This is a genomic window from Streptomyces sp. NPDC050534 (assembly GCF_044457745.1).
Lineage (GTDB): Bacteria > Actinomycetota > Actinomycetes > Streptomycetales > Streptomycetaceae > Streptomyces.
In genome coordinates this window covers 1-15,322 of the sequence record NZ_JBITHF010000011.1, presented here as the reverse complement: position 1 = coordinate 15,322, position 15,322 = coordinate 1, and the positions used below count along the sequence as shown (strand labels likewise).

Here is a 15,322-nt window from a genome sequence, read left to right as displayed (position 1 = left end):
GCGAGCCGGGTGCCTGCGTTCTTCGTCAGGTGCCCGGCTTGCGGCCGTAGACGAAGACGTCGTCGCCCGTCTTCAGCAGCGACCAGTACTTCTTGGCGGTGGCCGGGGTCATGTTGACGCAGCCGTGCGAGCCCGGCGGGTTCCACATGCTGAGGTTCACCGAGTGGAAGGCCTGACCGCCGTCGAAGAACTGGCTGTAGGGCATCGGCACGTTGTAGAGGTTCGAGACGTGGTCGATGTCCCGCCAGTAGATCTTCTTCAGGCCGGTGCGGGTCTCGTAGCCGTTACGGCCGGTACGGACCGGGACGGGGCCGTAGACGAGCCGGCTGCCGTCCTGGATCCAGCTGAGCTGCAGCGTCAGGTTCACGCAGGCGATGCGGCCCTTGTTCGTCGGGCACTTGCCGTCCCTGTTGGGGTTGTTCCCGACGGCCTTCTGCTTGTTCATCAGGTCCATCACACCCCAGGTGACGGAGCCCGCGTAGCCGATGTTCGGGGTGATGCCGTGCTTGGTCTGGAAGGCCTTGATGGCCTTGCAGTCGGTGGCCGACTGCCGGCCGTCGACGGTCAGGCCGAGGAACTTCTCCACCTGCTTCTGATAGGGCCCGGTGCTCGTGGTGCAGCTCGTCGCCGCCTGCGCGGGCGCGGTGCCCAGGGCGAGCGCGAGCGGTGCCATCAGTCCGGTGAGCCCGAGCGCGACGGCGCCCCGTCTGCGTATGTCCCCCATGGCCGGCCTTGCCTTTCGTGTCGTCTGCGCGTCTGATCTGCGATCTCTGCCAGCTAGACCGGCGTAGGGCGCGTTCGGTTGCAGGGATCGCCCACGATGCGACGAAACGGTGACATTCGCAGTGCCGCAGGTCACAGAGAGGAGGGTGGGATGCTGTGGCTCATCTCTCGCCGTCCTGGCGCGTGGCCCGGATAAAGCCCGTGTTGACGGCGGTGACGCCGCCGTCGACCGTGAGCGCGGTGCCGGTGATCCAGGCCGCGTCGCGGGAGGCGAGGAAGGCGACGGCGGCGGCGATGTCCTCGGGCTCGCCGACCCGGCCGAGGGGATACAGCGCGCGCAGGGTCTCCAGTTCGTCCTCGCGGCCCTCCCAGGCGGAGGTGCGCACCGTGCCCGGCAGCACGAGGTTGACGCGGACACCGCGCGCGGCGACGTGCCCGGCCATGGTGCGGGTGAGCGAGAGCAGACCGGCCTTGGCCGCGCTGTAGGCGTGGTTGCCGAAGTCCTGAAGGGCGTTGACGGAGCCGATGGTGACGACGGCGCCGCGGCCGGAGGCGGCCAGGTGCGGGAGGGCGGCGCGGCAGCAGCGGTAGGTGCCGGTCAGCGTGATGCCGAGGTCGCGGTCCCAGGCGTCGTCCGCGCCGTCCTCGAAGAGCGGGGTGTCGGGGGTGCAGCTCGCCGCGCAGTTGACCAGGACGTCCAGCGACCCGAAGGTGTCGACGGCGTGCGCGACGGCCGCCTCGACGGCGGCCCGCTCGGCCACGTCGCACGCCAACGCCTCGGCTGCGAGGCCCCGTTCACGCAGGGCGCCCGCGGTCCTCCCGGCCTCGGCCCGATCGGCGTCGGTGAGCAGCACGCGCGCCCCCTCCTCGGCCAGCCGCCGCGAGACGGCGGCTCCGATGCCGCGGGCCGCGCCGGTGACGAGAACCCCGTACCCCTCGAAGCGCTTCGTGTCAGCCATGGCCCGAACCTACTCCCCGCAAGATCTACTCGGCAGATAGCGTGCGTCCATGACCGCGTTTCTGCAGCAACTCCCTGCCCTGATAGGCGTCGTGATCGGTGCGCTCGGCTCGTATCTGGCGGTCGTACGGGGGGACCGGGCCCGCTTCCGGCGGGAGCAGGCGGCGCGCTGGGAGGAGCGGCGGTTCGCGGTCTACACGGACTGGTCGCAGGCGCTGAAGCAGCAGGTCGTGCTGACCTACCGGGTGGCGGCCCACCTCGGCAACGACCCGCATCCGCATCCGCTGACGCCGCAGGACGCCGAGCCTCTGCTGGCCGACGTCCAGACGGCCCGCGAGCCGTACGGGGAGGCGCTCATCCTGCTGGGCAGCCCGGACGTCGTCGAGCAGGCCCGGGAGTGGATCGTCACCGTCCTGGAGATGGAGCGCTTCGTGCGGGATGGCACGCGGGATCCGGCCGCCTGGCAGTCGCTGCTGGAGCGGCAGCGCGCCGGTCGCGAGCGCTTCTACACGGCCGTGCGGGAGGACCTGGCGCTCCCGCCGGGGCATGCGGCGCGGTGGCCGCTGCCCGTCGTGACCCGCCCCTGAGGTCAGCGGTAGCCGGTGACGTCGGCCGCCTTCCCCGCGTCCTGGACCTCGACCAGATACCGCCACGCGTCCGGGCGGCTGCCGTCGAGGTCCGTGAAGCCGTACTCCCGGGCCAGGGAGCCGCTGGAGAGGGAGTCGCCGTTCCACCGCGCCACGTCCGGGTCGGCGGCGAGGGCGGTGACGGCGCGGCCCACGTAGCGCGGGGTCTCGGAGATGGCGAAGTGCGGCACCTGGTCCAGGGCGTCGCGCCAGTTCTCCTCCCGTACGCCGAAGTGCTCGAGCATGATCTCCGAGCGCAGCCAGCCAGGGGTGAGCGCGACGGCGGTGGCCCCGCGCGGGCCGAGTTCGTGCCCCAGGGCGAAGGCCATGCGCAGCACGGACGTCTTGGCGAGGTCATAGAAGAAGGAGACGCGGTAGGTGTCGCGGTTGTAGTCGGCGGTGCCGTCGGTGACCTCGACGACCAGGCCGCCGGGCCGGCGCAGGAGCAACGGCAGGGCGTGGTGGCTGGTGATGGCGTGGGTCTCCACGGCGAGCCGGAGCAGCCTGAGCCCCTTGTCGAGGTCGTGCTCCCAGACCGGGCTCTCCCATTCGAAGAGGTTCTCGCCGCCCCAGATGTCGTTGACGAGGACGTCGAGGCGGCCCTGCTCGTCCGCGACACGGTCCACGAGGGCGCGGACCTGTGCGGGGTCGAGGTGGTCGGTGGGCACGGCGATGCCTTCGCCGCCCGCCTCGGTGACGAGGTCGGCGGTGTCCTCGATGGTCTCCGGGCGGTCGTACTCGGAACGCCGCGCGCGGGTGCTGCGGCCGGTCACGTACACCGTCGCCCCGGCCGCGCCGAGCTCCACCGCGATCCCGCGGCCCGCACCCCGCGTCGCCCCGGCGACCAGCGCCACCTTGCCCTTCAGCGCTTCGGACATCTGCGGCCTCCCCGTTCTGCTGCGACTCCTGCTGTCAGGATCAGGGTGCCGGGGAAGGCGGACATCTTCTGTCGCCTTTTACGGGGAATCCGCTTACGGGGATTCCGCGCGGGCCGCAGCCGTCGCGGCGATGGCGGGGAAGACCGCGAGCGCGAGGACGCCGCCGGTGAGGGCGAGCACGGGGTAGCCGGCAGCCGCCACGACGAGGCCGGAGGACAGGCCGCCCGTCGCGCCGGCGATCGCGATGGAGACGTCGACCGTTCCCTGGGTCTTGGCGCGGGTCGCGAGCGGCACGGTGTCGTTGATGATCGCCGTGCCCGAGACGAGGCCGAAGTTCCAGCCGAGTCCGAGCAGGCCCAGGGCGAGGGCGAGGAGGGCGACGGAGTCGCCGGGCGCGGTGGCGGCGAGGGTGCCGGCGGCCAGGAGGATGAGTCCGGAGGCGGCCGCGATCTTCATGGGGCCGTGGCGATCGACCAGCCGGCCCGTCAGCGGCGAGGGCAGGTACATCGCGCCGATGTGGATGGCGATGACGAGGCCCGAGGCGGCGGTTCCGTGGCCGTGGTCGTGCATGTGGACCGGTGTCATCGTCATGATCGCGACCATGACGAGCTGGGTGAGGACCATGACGAGAGCGCCGAGGACCACGCCACCGCGGCGCTCCCGTGCGTCGAGGGCGTCCCCGGTGGCGGTGTCCGCCTTGTGCGCCTGCGCGAGACCACGCGCCACGAGCAGCGGGTCGGGGCGCAGCCGGACGGCCAGGACCAGCGCGGCGAGGGCGTAGGCGGCGCCGGACAGCACGAAGGGGCCGGCGAGGGCGGGGATGCCGGCGCTCTCTGCGAGGTTGCCGGTGGGTGCGGCGAGGTTCGGTCCGGCGACACCGCCGAGGGTGGTGGCGACCAGGACGGTCGAGACGGCGCGGGCGCGGTGGCCCGGGTGGGCGAGGTCCGCTCCTGCGTAGCGTGCCTGGAGGTTGGTGGCGGAGCCTGCGCCGTAGACGAAGAGGGCCATGAACAGCAGGACGGGGTTGTGCAGGATCGCGGCGGTGATGACGCCCGCGCTGCCGACGGCTCCGGTGAGGTAGCCGGTGGCCAGGCCGGGACGGCGTCCGCGGGCCTGGGAGATACGGCCGACGGCGACCGCGGTGAGCGCCGATCCGGCGGTGAACAGGGCACTGGGCAGCCCGGCCAGGCTGGTGCTGCCGAGCATCTTCTGCGCGAGGAGCGCGCCGACGGTGACGCCGGCGGCGAGCCCGGCCCCGCTGAGGATCTGCGAGGCGACGAGGACGCGGAGGACGCGGCGCTGTGTCTGCGCGACGTCGCGCACATCGAAGACACCGGGACCGTCAGAACTGCAGGGACCGTCGGGACCCTCGGGACGGTCAGGACCTTCGGGGCCGTCGGCTATGGAGTCCGTGGCGTCCGTGCCTGATCCGGGTCTCTTCATGTCCTCTTCCAGTTCCCGTCGCTTCGGCAGGTGGTCGTGGGTGAGTGGGCCGGCGTGAACGGTCAGCGCCCGGCCGCCGCCTTGACGAGCGCGGCCGCCGCCGTCTCGATGTCCGCCTGCGTGGTCCAGCGGCCCAGCGACAGCCGCAACGCGCCGAGGGCGCGGGCCGGTTCGAGTCCCATCGCGGTCAGGACCGGGGACGGGGTGTGGTTGCCGCTGTGGCATGCCGGCCCGGTCGAGGCCGCGATCTGGTCGGCGGAGGCGAGGAGTTCATGGCCGAGTGCGCCGTCGATGCTGACGTTGAGCGTGTTCGGCAGGCGTCCGCTCGCGGGGCCGTTGAGGTGGACGCGGCCCGGCAGCGCCTCGGTGAGCCGCCGTTGGAGGTCGTCGCGCAGGGAGGCGACGCGGGCCGCGGTGCCGTCGGTCGGTTCGTCGGCGGCCAGCCCGGCGGCGGCGCCGAGCGCGACGGCGAGGGCGACGTTCTCCGTTCCGGCTCGCAGGCCGTGCTCCTGGCCGCCGCCGTAGACGACCGGCTCCAGCCGTACGCCGCCACGGACGTACAGCGCGGCCGCACCTTTCGGGGCGTACATCTTGTGTCCCACGACCGTGAGCAGGTCCACGCCCAGCGCCTCCACGTCGAGGGGGATCTTCCCTGCCGCCTGGGCGGCGTCGCAGTGGAACAAGGCGCCGAAGTCGTGTGCGAGAGCGGCGAGTTCGGGGATCGGCTGGAGGGTGCCGGTCTCGTTGTTGGCTGCCATGACCGACACCAGGACCGTGTCGTGGGTGAGCGCGGCGGCCAGCGCCTGCGGGACCACCACGCCGTCGCCGTCGACCGGCAGCACGGTCAGGCGCGCTCCGTGCAGGCGCTCCAGCGCGCGGCAGGTCTCCAGTACGGCGGGATGCTCGGTGACCTGCGTGATCACATGCGGGCGGGAACGGCCGGAGGCGATGACCGCGCCCCGCAGCGCGAGCAGGTCCGCCTCGGAGCCGGAACCCGTGAACACGACCTCGTCGGCCCGGGCGCCGATCAGGGCGGCGACCTGGACGCGCGCCTCGGCCAGGGCCTGCCGGGGCCCGGCGCCGTAGGGATGGCCGCTGGAAGGGTTGCCGAAGAAGTCCGTCAGGTGCGGCAGCATCGCCGCGGCCACGCGGGGGTCGACGGGGGTGGTGGCGTTGTAGTCGAGGTAGACCGGGCCGCCGGCCAGCGCCGGGTGCCCGGGCGGAGGGACGTCGCTCATGTCGAGTCCCCTGCTTCCACGGGCAGTTCGGCCAGGCGCCACTCCAGCATGCCGTCGTTCATACGGATCGCCTGCCGCCCCCGGCCGGTCAGCAGGCGGACGGCGTCGTGGGCGAGGACGCAGTACTCGCCGCGGCAGTAGACGACGACCTCGGCCTCCTCGGGCAACTCGCCGATGCGGTCGGCCAGTTCCTCGACCGGGATGGACAGCGCGCCGGGGATGTGCGCGGCCCGGTACTCCTCCGCCGGCCGGACGTCGAGCACGATCGCGTCCCCGGCCGCGACGCGGGCGCGCAGCTCGTCGTGGGTGACCTCCGGCGCGCCGTCCACGCCGAGGTAGGCATCCCGCGCCGCGGGCACGGCGGCCTGGTGGGCCTCGGCGACCTTGCGCAGCAGTGCGAACAGCTGGGCCACGTCGTCTCCGGCGAGCCGGTAGTGGATGCGCACGCCCTCGCGGCGGGTGGCGACGAACCCGGCCTGCTTGAGGGTCTGCAGATGGGCCGAGGCCGTCGTCAGGTTCAGCCCCGCCGCCTTGGCCAGGGCGTCGACCGTGCGCTCGCCCTGGGCCAGCAGATCGAGCAGTTCCAGGCGTTTTCCGCTGGCCAGCGCCTTGCCGCCGACCGCGAACGCGTCGTACAGCTCCGCCTTCGCACCGGCTGCGGCCCCGCGCGCCCCGGCTGAGGTGTCTCCCGCCATATCCGTCCTCCATAAATCCATGGAATAGTGTAGATGATGGTGAGGGGTCTGACCACACGGACTCCCGCATCCGGACGAACGGAGGAATCGATGGGCTTCGCCGACCACCACCTGACACCGCCGGTCGCCTCGGACGGCGCCCGGTGAGCGTGGCCACCAGGGCTGCGACGGGGCCCGTGCGCCTGGGCCTGCGGGAGAACCGGCTCCAGTTCACGCTGCTGGTCGTCGTCAACGTCTGTGTCGGCGGCCTGGTCGGCCTGGAGCGGACCACCGTCCCCCTCATCGGCTCGCACGTCTTCGGCCTGACCAGCGACCTGGCCGTCTTCTCCTTCATCATCGCCTTCGGTGCCACGAAGGCGATGACCAACCTCGCGGCCGGCGCGCTGACCGCCCGCTTCCGCCGCAAGCAGCTCCTGGTCACCGGCTGGCTGATCGGCGTCCCTGTGCCGTTCGCGCTGGCATGGGCGCCGTCGTGGGGCTGGATCGTCGCCGCGAACGTCCTGCTCGGCCTCAACCAGGGCCTGACCTGGTCGATGACCGTCAACATGAAGATCGACCTCGTCGGTCCCGCCCGTCGCGGCCTGGCCACCGGCCTCAACGAGGCGGCGGGTTACACCGCGGTCGGCGTCACCGCGCTCCTCACGGGCTACCTCGCCACCGGCTACGGCCTGCGCCCGGCGCCCGAACTCATCGGCGTCGTCTTCGTCGCGGCCGGGCTGGCGCTCTCCCTGGTCGTGCGCGACACGGCGGCCCACGTGGCCCTCGAACTCGCCCAGCACACCGAGCCGTTGCCGACGGGCGAGAACACGAGCCTGGCCGCGACCTTCGCGCGCACGTCCTGGCGCCACCGCTCACTGCGCGGCGCGAGCCAGGCCGGGCTGGTCAACAACCTCAACGACGGCCTGACTTGGGGCGTCTTCCCGCTCCTGTTCACCGACCACGGTCTCGGCCTCGCCGCGGTCGGCCTGATCAAAGGGCTCTACCCCATCCTGTGGGGCCTCGGGCAGATCCCCAGCGGCCACCTCTCCGACCGCGTCGGCCGCAAACCGCTCATCGTGTACGGCATGCTCGTCCAGGCCGGGGGCTTCGTCCTGGCCCTCGCCCTCCTCGACCGCCCTCTCCTCGCCGGCGTCCTGTCCGCGGTGTTCCTCGGCCTCGGCACGGCCATGGTCTACCCGGCCCTGATCGCCTCCGTCTCCGACCACGCCCACCCCGCCTGGCGCGCCAACGCCCTCGGCACGTACCGCTTCTGGCGCGACATCGGCTACGCCGCGGGCGCCCTGCTGGCCGGCATCCTGGCCGACACCCTCGGCCTGAACGCCACGATCGTCGCCGCGGCGGTCCTCACCGCCGGGTCCGGCCTGCTCGCGGCACGCTGGATCGGCGGACCACGCCCCACGCACTGAGCGCCCGGGCGGCAGCACTCTGACGGCGCTCTGCCACGCGCGCCGCTCGTCCGGAACTCGTAGCCTTGGTGCATGGCGGAAGCCACATCCGACAGCGGGCCGGACAGCAGCCCCGAAAGGGTGACGTCGCTGGGCGATCCCCTGCCGGCGGTCCGGCGCTCGCGGCCCCGGCGGCTGAAGGCGGCGCCGAAGTCGTCGAGTTCCCCACCTGGACCAAGGCCCTGGGCTGGTGCGGTGCCGCCGGGCTGATCTACCTGCTGATCTGTGCGGTGAGCATCATCAGCCGCGGCTTCGCGGGGCTGGGCGGCGACGCGGCCGCGCACCCGTGGGTCGGGCTGAGCGTCGGCGTTCTCGGCACCGTCCTGATCCAGTCGTCGGCCACCACGACGGCCATCACCGTCACCGCCGTAGGGTCGGGCGCGTTGCCCATCCAGGGCGCGATCCCCATCATTCTCGGCGCGAACGTCGGCACCACCGTCACGACGAGCCTGGTCGCGCTCACCTTCTTCGGCAACCGCGCGGAGTTCCGCAGGGCGTTGGGCGCCTCGACCGTCCACGACTTCTACAACTGGCTCGCGCTGCAAGGCGGTCGGCCGCAACCCCTATCTCGCCATGGCGTCAGGCATGGGAGCGACCGTCGTCACAGGTGGGTCCTCGCCGTGTATCTCGGCACCGTCTTCATCGCACTGCCCGCCCTGGTCATCGTCTTCGTAGGCGTGCTCTGAGCACGCCACCCGACCCGGGCGGGCTCGGCCACCGAGGTCCGGCCCGTCAGGACTCAATGCCCGCGGGCGATCCACTCGTCCAGGTGCGGGGCCTCCGCCCCGATGGTCGTCGGGTCGCCGTGCCCGGTGAGGACCCTCGTCTCCGGTGGGAGGCCGAGCAGGCGGTCGCGGAGGGAGTTGATGATCGTCGGGAAGTGGGAGTAGGAACGGCCGGTCGCGCCGGGGCCGCCCTGGAAGAGGGTGTCGCCGGTGAAGACCGTGGCCAGGGCCGGGTCGTAGAGGCAGACGGCGCCCGGCGCGTGGCCGGGGGTGTGCAGCACCGTGAGGTCGGCGCCCGCCGCCTCGATGACCTGGCCGTCCATGAGGTGGGCGTCGGGGTCCCGGTCCGGGTGGGTCAGCTTCCACAGCGGCAGGTCGTCCGGGTGTAGCCAGATCGTGGCGCCCGTGCGGTCGGCCAGCGCGGGCGCCGCGTCGATGTGGTCGTTGTGGGCGTGCGTGCACACGATGGCCGTCAGACGGCGGTCCCCCACCGCCTCGGCGATGGCCTCGGCGTCGTGCGCCGCGTCGATGACGATCACCTCGTGGTCGTCGCCGACGATCCAGACGTTGTTCTCGACGTCCCAGGTGCCGCCGTCGAGCGTGAACTGCCCGGAGGTGACGAGGCGTTCGATGCGTGCGGCCATCAGAGCACCACCACCGAGCGCAGTACGTCGCCGTGGTGCATCCGCTCGAACGCCTTCTCGACGTCGGTGAGTTGGATCGTCTCGGTGACGAACTTGTCCAGCGGCAGCCGGCCCTGCAGATGCAGGTCGATCAGCATCGGGAAGTCACGGCTCGGCAGGCAGTCGCCGTACCAGGACGACTTCAGCGAACCGCCACGGCCGAAGACGTCCAGCAGGGGCAGTTCGAGCTTCATCTCCGGGGTCGGGACGCCGACCAGCACCACCGTCCCGGCGAGGTCGCGGGCGTAGAAAGCCTGCTTGTACGTCTCCGGGCGGCCGACCGCCTCGATGACCACGTCGGCGCCGAAACCGCCGGTCAGCTCACGAATCGCCTCCACCGCGTCACCTTCCCGTGAGTTGACGGTGTGCGTGGCGCCCATCTCGCGGGCCTTGGCCAGCTTGCGGTCGTCGAGGTCCACCGCGATGATCTTCGCCGCGCCCGCCAGGTTCGCCCCGGCGATCGCCGCGTCGCCCACCCCGCCGCAGCCGATCACGGCGACGCTGTCGCCGCGGCCGACCTGACCGGTGTTGATCGCCGCGCCGATGCCGGCCATCACGCCACAGCCCAGCAGCCCGGCCACCTGCGCCGACACGCTCGGATCGACCTTCGTGCACTGCCCGGCCGCCACCAGCGTCTTCTCCGCGAACGCGCCGATGCCCAGCGCCGGCGACAGCTCCTGCCCCGTCGAGGCGAGGGTCATCTTCTGCTTGGCGTTGTGGGTGTTGAAGCAGTACCACGGACGCCCGCGCAGACAGGCCCGGCACTGCCCGCACACGGCACGCCAGTTGAGGATCACGAAGTCGCCGGGAGCCACATCGGTGACGCCCTCCCCCACCGACTCCACGACCCCGGCCGCCTCATGACCGAGCAGGAAGGGGAAGTCGTCGCTGATCCCGCCCTGCTTGTAGTGCAGATCCGTGTGGCAGACTCCGCAGGCCTGGATCCGGACCACCGCCTCCCCGGGTCCCGGGTCGGGCACGACGATCGTCTCCACCCGCACCGGCTCGTCCTTGCCCGGTGCGATCACGCCGCGAACTTCCTGCGCCATGGTGCTGAACCCTTTCATCGACGTATGTCCGTCCCTTCGACCCTACGCGTGACTGATCGGTAACGGCGCCGGCCCAGCGACGGAGCGGGCCGCCGCCCCGAAATGGGCGCACTCGAGCCGCAGCCGCCGACGTAGCCTGAATGCTCCGCACGACTGCCGAGGAGCGCCGTGAGCATCGCCGCAGACATCGAGCCCCGCCCGCCCGCCTGGCGGCTGCTCCTCGCCTACGTACGACCGCATCGGTGGGCCCTGCTGACGGGTGCGCTGCTGTCGCTCGTCACGGGCGCCACCGGGCTGCTGCTGCCGCTCGTGGCCCGGGGGTTGATCGACGACCTCTCGCACGACCGGGCCATCACCGGCGCCCTGCTCGCCATGTCGGCGCTGGTGGTCGCCAACGCGGCGGTGGGCGCGCTCGGTGGCTACGTGCTGCGGCGCACCGCGGAGTCGGTGGTGCTCGGCGCGCGGCGCGCCCTGTCGTCGTATCTGCTGAGGCTGCGGATCCCCGCGGTCGACCGCAGCGAGCCGGGCGACCTCATGGCCCGCATCACCTCCGACACCACGCTGCTGCGCGAGGTCACCACGGACTCGCTGGTGGGGCTGGGCACGGGCGGCCTCACGCTGGCCGCGACGGTGGTGATGATGGGGCTGGTCGATCCGGTGCTGCTTCTCGTCACCCTGGCCGTGATCCTGGGCGCGGGCACGGTCCTCGGCGTGATCGTGCCGCGCATCAACCGCGCGAGCCGCCGGGCGCAGGACGCCGTCGGCGTGATGGGCGCCTCGCTGGAGCGGATACTCGGCGCGCTGCGCACGGTGAAGGCGTCCGGTGCCGAGCACCGCGAGGAGAAGACGCTGCACGACGCGGCGGAGGAGTCGTGGCGGCAGAGCGTGCGGGCCGCCAAGTGGTCGGCTGCGGCGGGAAATACGGCCGGTCTGGCGATGCAGATCGCCTTCATCACGGTGCTCGCGGTGGGCGGGGCGCGGGTGGCGACCGGTGCCATCGAGGTGGGCACGCTGGTCGCGTTCCTGCTGTACGTCTTCTATCTCATGTCCCCGATCCAGCAGGTGGTCGGCGCGATCACGCAGTACCAGACGGGCTCCGCCGCCCTCTCCCGCATCCAGGAGGCGCTGAGCCTGCCCTCCGAACCGGCGGCCCGCCCCGCCCCGTTGCCCACCCCCGGCGCCGAACCGGCCTCGCTCGCCTTCGAGGAGGTCCGCTTCCGGTACGCCGAGGACCTGCCGTACGTGCATCACGGGGTGACGTTCGCGGTGCCGGCCCGCGGCATGACGGCGTTCGTCGGCCCGTCCGGCGCGGGCAAGACCACGGTGTTCTCGCTCATCGAGCGGTTCTACGACCCGGGCTCCGGCACCATCACTCTCGACGGACGTGATGTACGGGACTGGGATCTGCCCCAACTCCGGTCGGCGATCGGCTATGTGGAGCAGGACGCCCCGGTGCTGTCCGGTTCGCTGCGCGAGAACCTGCTGCTGGGCAATCCGGAGGCCGGCGAGGACGCGCTCACCCGGGTGGTGAAGACGACCCGCCTCGACGGGCTGGTGGCCCGGCTGCCCAAGGGGCTCGACACCCTGGTCGGCCACCGCGGCACCAAGCTGTCGGGCGGCGAGCGGCAGCGCGTCGCCATCGCCCGCGCGCTGCTGCGCAGGCCGCGTCTGCTGCTGCTCGACGAGGCCACCTCGCAGCTCGACGCGGTGAACGAGGCGGCGCTGCGGGACACCGTCGCCGACGTGGCACGTACGACGACCGTTCTCGTCGTGGCCCACCGGCTCTCCACGGTGACGATGGCCGACCGCATCGTGGTCATGGACGCGGGCCGGGTGCGCGCGGTGGGCACTCACCGTGAACTGGTCGCCGCCGACCCGCTCTACGCCGAGCTGGCGGCCACGCAGTTCCTCGCCACGGCCGACTGACCCGGCGTTCGCGACGTGAACACCGATGCGCGAGCGGTGCCCCGCCGTGATGAGGACGCGGCATGGCCGAGGGCCGCCCGCGACACCGGGCGGCCCTCGGCCAGGGCAGGCGACGTGACGTCGGCCGGCTAGAGCGCGCCCGGCAGCGCGGACCCGGCGGCACCCATGCCCGCGACCTGGTCCAGCTGCTGGAGGTTGTTCAGGCGGCTGAGCTGGTTGAGCTGCTCCGAGGGGCGCGGCATCTCGGCCTGGCGGTCCGCCGGGATGCCGGCCGTGGCGAGCGAGTCGATCGCGCTGATCGGGCTGAGCTCGCTCCCGTCCCGGTTCTGGATGGTCGAGTCGGACGCGCTGGCGAGCGGCGCGGCGAGAGCGGTGACGCCGGCGGCGAGACCAACGGCGGCGACGATACGTCGTGTTGAGATCATGTTTCCCACAACGCTGCCGGACGCCGGGCGGTCACGGGCGCGGTGCGTCACTCACCCATCAGGGGCAGCGTCCCGGCTGCGCTTGCCGACCCCGCCGGGGCGGAGGAGCCTCGGAAGAGAGGCCCTTCGCAGCCCGCTCCTCGGCGGGTCGCGGCCTTCGGAGGAGGTCACCATGGGGACCACTGCAACACCCGCCTTCAACGCCGACACGTTGCGACGGGGCGTAGAAGGACACACGGCGGCAGATCTCGTGTCGCTCTACGCGGATGACGCGCAGATACGCATCGTGGACCGCAACACCCAGCCCAGCAAGCCCAAGATCGTGCGCGGTCGCGAGGAGATCGGGGCACTGTTCGAGGACATCTACAGCCGGGACATGACGCACAAGGTGGACCAGTGCATCATCCAGGGCGACCGAGCCGCCTACAGCCAGTCGTGCCGGTACTCGGACGGGACGCGCGTCCTCACCGAGTCGATGGTCACGCTGCGCGACGGCAAGATCGCCGAGGAGATCCTGATCCAGGCATGGGACGAGTAGGAGGCAGAACCGCGAGGGTCCAGGTCACCTCCAGGCTGACCTGGACCTTCTCGGCTCGTGCGGCGCTGGGGCGCACGCGTCCGGGCCGGCCCCGGCGGTCCGCCGCGGCAGAACGGCTGGCCTCCCTCGCCCTGCTCCGGTCCGTCCTGAGAGCGGGGCGGCCCCGCCCGCTTCCCGCCGCCCGGCGACGGCACGTCCTGCGCCGGTGAGCGCGGCTCGCGCCAGGTGATCAGCGCATCCAGGCGCTGTACTCCATGACGTCGCCGGCCTTGACGCCGTACTCCGGGTCGGCCTTGGTGAAGACCGTCTCCAGGCCGAGGACCGCGCCGGTGGACGGGGCCATGATCAGCAGCCGGCGGGTGCCCGCGCCCCGGTACTCGTACGCCTCTCCGCTGCGCCCGAGCCGGTCCGTCACCCGGCCGACCGGCCGCAGGCCGCCGGTGTCCGCGAGGAGCCGGGCGAGCGTCGCGGACTCGCGGGCGCCGAGGGTCCAGTGGCCGAGCAACTCGCCCACCGCGTCGAGGAGTTCGGGCGTGGTCAGGGGGGTCCTGGTGTACGAGGCCTCCTGGAGGTAGGCGCGCAGGCGTGCCATGTCGTGCGGGGGCGTCGACTCGGGCGGCGCGTCGCTCCAGCTCGGCGGATACGTCTGCCTGCTGAGGACGTGGCCGTCCTCGACCAGGTGCGGAGCACCGCCGTCGTCGCGCAGGACCGGCCGGCCCGGCTGGCGCGGGTCGGTCGCCACGACGAGCTCGGTGTGGCTGCCGTCGGCCTTCCAGCGCACGACGCGTTCCTCCGGGAGCGTCACCGGGGGCTTGTCGTCGCTCATGCCCATGCTCCAGGACTGCACGTGCGTGCCCTTGCGCAGTTTCGGCGCACCCGGGGCCGTGACCTGCCGCTCGGCCCGGTCGGCCAGTTCCTTCAGGGATACGGAAGTGGAGTCGGTCCGGATGACCAGCGGGCGGGGCGCGGCGACCGCGCGTGTGGTGTTCGGGCCGCCGAGCAGCAGCGCCAGCGCCGTCGCGGCGACGACGAGGGTCGCCCCGAGGCTCCAGGCGAGCCGAACGCGGCGGCGGGCCGCGGGCCGGTCGTGCAGCAGCCGGTTCAGCAGGCGCTCGGCGCCGTGGTCCAGGGGGCCCTCGCCGTAGTGGGGGCCGTCGACCGGCACCGGGTCGGCGCGGCGCAGGAGTTCGAGTTCGTCAGCCATGGCCGGACTCCTTCGTGGCTGTCGGACGCGCGGTTGTCGGGCCGGTCGTGAGGGCGGGGTGCAGGCGGTCTATCTCGGCTCTGAGCCGGCGCCGGGCGCGGTGCAGCCGCATCGAGGCGGCCCGGGTGCCGCAGTCGAGGACCACGGCGACCTCGTCGACGCCCAGCTCCTCCCACGCCGTCAGGCGCAGCACCTCCTGGTCGGCATCGGAGAGCCGGGCCAGCGCCTCGTGCACCCAGGCGCCCGGCGCTTCCGCGTCGGGGCTCGCCACGACCTGGCGGCCGTGCGCGCTCTCGTCGTTGCCGATCCGGTCGAGCAGCCGGCGGCGCCGGCCGTGGCCGCGCACGGCGTTCGCCAGGCAGTTGCGTGCCACGCCGTACAGCCAGGGCAGCGGGGACTCCGGCAGGTCGGCCCGGCGCCGCCAGGCGACCGTGAACACCTCCGCCACCACTTCCTCCACCTCGCCGGCCCGCCCGTCCAGTCGCCGCGCGACATAGCGGCTGACCGCCCAGTAGTGCTCGCGATAGGCAGCGGCGAAGATCTCGTCGTTGCTCATGTTCCGTTCGTGTCCGGCACCGGCCGGATCGTCACACCCGCTTCCGTGATTCTCGTCGCGTCGTTCGAGTGTGACCGGTGCGGTGGGTGCGGACACAGGCGGGGTATGAGGCACCTCAAGTGGCTGACGACCACTGACCACAAGACGATCGGGACGCTGTATCTCGTCACGTCGTTCGCGTTCTTCCTGATCGGCGGCGTGATGGCGCTG

16 protein-coding genes are annotated in these 15,322 nt (G+C 72.4%); 5 read left to right on the top strand and 11 right to left on the bottom strand.

All coding sequences use genetic code 11. From position 1 onward, the window contains the following. Nucleotides 1–25 precede the first annotated feature (25 nt). Both ACIBN2_RS32070 and ACIBN2_RS32065 read right to left on the bottom strand, forming a co-directional pair. Nucleotides 26–724 (bottom strand): L,D-transpeptidase family protein, encoded by a 699-nt coding sequence (locus tag ACIBN2_RS32070; protein ID WP_399139645.1) that lies wholly within the window; start codon nucleotides 722–724, stop codon nucleotides 26–28. Between the two features lie 160 nt (nucleotides 725–884). Beyond that, nucleotides 885–1,682, bottom strand: coding sequence for an SDR family NAD(P)-dependent oxidoreductase (locus ACIBN2_RS32065; protein WP_399139644.1), 798 nt, complete (start codon nucleotides 1,680–1,682; stop codon nucleotides 885–887). A 49-nt stretch (nucleotides 1,683–1,731) separates the two neighbouring features. Between ACIBN2_RS32065 and ACIBN2_RS32060 the strand changes: the two genes are divergently transcribed. Then, complete coding sequence (locus ACIBN2_RS32060) at nucleotides 1,732–2,268, top strand: hypothetical protein (protein WP_399139642.1); 537 nt, start codon at nucleotides 1,732–1,734, stop codon at nucleotides 2,266–2,268. 2 nt (nucleotides 2,269–2,270) lie between these two features. Here the strand turns inward: ACIBN2_RS32060 and ACIBN2_RS32055 are convergent, their stop codons facing one another. The 4 genes from ACIBN2_RS32055 to ACIBN2_RS32040 form a co-directional block, all read right to left on the bottom strand. Next, a complete protein-coding gene (locus ACIBN2_RS32055) occupies nucleotides 2,271–3,185 on the bottom strand; it encodes an SDR family oxidoreductase (RefSeq protein ID WP_399139640.1) in 915 nt (304 codons plus the stop codon). A gap of 93 nt (nucleotides 3,186–3,278) precedes the next feature. Continuing rightward, nucleotides 3,279–4,508: an MFS transporter gene (locus ACIBN2_RS32050; protein WP_399139638.1), complete on the bottom strand. Its 1,230-nt coding sequence runs from the start codon at nucleotides 4,506–4,508 to the stop codon at nucleotides 3,279–3,281. A gap of 182 nt (nucleotides 4,509–4,690) precedes the next feature. Beyond that, nucleotides 4,691–5,866, bottom strand: coding sequence for a cysteine desulfurase family protein (locus ACIBN2_RS32045; protein WP_399139637.1), 1,176 nt, complete (start codon nucleotides 5,864–5,866; stop codon nucleotides 4,691–4,693). Next, nucleotides 5,863–6,561, bottom strand: a complete 699-nt coding sequence (locus ACIBN2_RS32040; protein WP_399139635.1) for an ArsR/SmtB family transcription factor — start codon at nucleotides 6,559–6,561, stop codon at nucleotides 5,863–5,865. Before ACIBN2_RS32040 ends, ACIBN2_RS32045 begins: the two co-directional genes overlap by 4 nt. 149 nt (nucleotides 6,562–6,710) lie before the next feature. Between ACIBN2_RS32040 and ACIBN2_RS32035 the strand changes: the two genes are divergently transcribed. Continuing rightward, a complete protein-coding gene (locus tag ACIBN2_RS32035; protein ID WP_399139633.1) occupies nucleotides 6,711–7,967 on the top strand; it encodes an MFS transporter in 1,257 nt (418 codons plus the stop codon). A 269-nt stretch (nucleotides 7,968–8,236) separates the two neighbouring features. Beyond that, complete coding sequence (locus tag ACIBN2_RS32030) at nucleotides 8,237–8,692, top strand: hypothetical protein (protein WP_399139631.1); 456 nt, start codon at nucleotides 8,237–8,239, stop codon at nucleotides 8,690–8,692. Between the two features lie 53 nt (nucleotides 8,693–8,745). Here ACIBN2_RS32030 and ACIBN2_RS32025 read toward each other — a convergent pair whose 3' ends face one another. Next, nucleotides 8,746–9,375 carry an MBL fold metallo-hydrolase gene (locus ACIBN2_RS32025; RefSeq protein WP_399139629.1) on the bottom strand — a complete coding sequence of 210 codons (630 nt, stop codon included), beginning with the start codon at nucleotides 9,373–9,375 and terminating at the stop codon, nucleotides 8,746–8,748. Beyond that, on the bottom strand, nucleotides 9,375–10,463 hold the full coding sequence (locus ACIBN2_RS32020; RefSeq protein WP_399139627.1) for an S-(hydroxymethyl)mycothiol dehydrogenase: 1,089 nt from the start codon (nucleotides 10,461–10,463) through the stop codon (nucleotides 9,375–9,377). Before ACIBN2_RS32020 ends, ACIBN2_RS32025 begins: the two co-directional genes overlap by 1 nt. A gap of 168 nt (nucleotides 10,464–10,631) precedes the next feature. Here ACIBN2_RS32020 and ACIBN2_RS32015 point away from each other — a divergent pair, with 168 nt between their 5' ends. Beyond that, nucleotides 10,632–12,389, top strand: a complete 1,758-nt coding sequence (locus ACIBN2_RS32015) for an ABC transporter ATP-binding protein (RefSeq protein ID WP_399139625.1) — start codon at nucleotides 10,632–10,634, stop codon at nucleotides 12,387–12,389. A 128-nt stretch (nucleotides 12,390–12,517) separates the two neighbouring features. Here ACIBN2_RS32015 and ACIBN2_RS32010 read toward each other — a convergent pair whose 3' ends face one another. Further along, nucleotides 12,518–12,814 (bottom strand): hypothetical protein, encoded by a 297-nt coding sequence (locus tag ACIBN2_RS32010; RefSeq protein WP_399139623.1) that lies wholly within the window; start codon nucleotides 12,812–12,814, stop codon nucleotides 12,518–12,520. Between the two features lie 172 nt (nucleotides 12,815–12,986). On the opposite strand from ACIBN2_RS32010, the gene ACIBN2_RS32005 reads away from it, so the two are divergent. Further along, nucleotides 12,987–13,352 carry a nuclear transport factor 2 family protein gene (locus tag ACIBN2_RS32005; protein ID WP_399139621.1) on the top strand — a complete coding sequence of 122 codons (366 nt, stop codon included), beginning with the start codon at nucleotides 12,987–12,989 and terminating at the stop codon, nucleotides 13,350–13,352. Between the two features lie 229 nt (nucleotides 13,353–13,581). Here ACIBN2_RS32005 and ACIBN2_RS32000 read toward each other — a convergent pair whose 3' ends face one another. Together ACIBN2_RS32000 and ACIBN2_RS31995 are read right to left on the bottom strand one after the other, a co-directional pair. Continuing rightward, on the bottom strand, nucleotides 13,582–14,556 hold the full coding sequence (locus tag ACIBN2_RS32000) for a CU044_5270 family protein (protein WP_399139619.1): 975 nt from the start codon (nucleotides 14,554–14,556) through the stop codon (nucleotides 13,582–13,584). Then, on the bottom strand, nucleotides 14,549–15,112 hold the full coding sequence (locus ACIBN2_RS31995; protein WP_399139617.1) for an RNA polymerase sigma factor: 564 nt from the start codon (nucleotides 15,110–15,112) through the stop codon (nucleotides 14,549–14,551). The genes ACIBN2_RS32000 and ACIBN2_RS31995 overlap by 8 nt, the downstream gene beginning before the upstream one ends. Nucleotides 15,113–15,322: the final 210 nt, after the last annotated feature.

Coding starts and splice junctions, on each gene's coding strand:
- ACIBN2_RS32070 (WP_399139645.1), bottom strand. CDS start 724: ATGGGGGACATACGCAGACGGGGCGCCGTCGCGCTCGGGCTCACCGGA.
- ACIBN2_RS32065 (WP_399139644.1), bottom strand. CDS start 1,682: ATGGCTGACACGAAGCGCTTCGAGGGGTACGGGGTTCTCGTCACCGGC.
- ACIBN2_RS32060 (WP_399139642.1), top strand. CDS start 1,732: ATGACCGCGTTTCTGCAGCAACTCCCTGCCCTGATAGGCGTCGTGATC.
- ACIBN2_RS32055 (WP_399139640.1), bottom strand. CDS start 3,185: ATGTCCGAAGCGCTGAAGGGCAAGGTGGCGCTGGTCGCCGGGGCGACG.
- ACIBN2_RS32045 (WP_399139637.1), bottom strand. CDS start 5,866: ATGAGCGACGTCCCTCCGCCCGGGCACCCGGCGCTGGCCGGCGGCCCG.
- ACIBN2_RS32040 (WP_399139635.1), bottom strand. CDS start 6,561: ATGGCGGGAGACACCTCAGCCGGGGCGCGCGGGGCCGCAGCCGGTGCG.
- ACIBN2_RS32025 (WP_399139629.1), bottom strand. CDS start 9,375: ATGGCCGCACGCATCGAACGCCTCGTCACCTCCGGGCAGTTCACGCTC.
- ACIBN2_RS32020 (WP_399139627.1), bottom strand. CDS start 10,463: ATGGCGCAGGAAGTTCGCGGCGTGATCGCACCGGGCAAGGACGAGCCG.
- ACIBN2_RS32010 (WP_399139623.1), bottom strand. CDS start 12,814: ATGATCTCAACACGACGTATCGTCGCCGCCGTTGGTCTCGCCGCCGGC.
- ACIBN2_RS32005 (WP_399139621.1), top strand. CDS start 12,987: ATGGGGACCACTGCAACACCCGCCTTCAACGCCGACACGTTGCGACGG.
- ACIBN2_RS32000 (WP_399139619.1), bottom strand. CDS start 14,556: ATGGCTGACGAACTCGAACTCCTGCGCCGCGCCGACCCGGTGCCGGTC.
- ACIBN2_RS31995 (WP_399139617.1), bottom strand. CDS start 15,112: ATGAGCAACGACGAGATCTTCGCCGCTGCCTATCGCGAGCACTACTGG.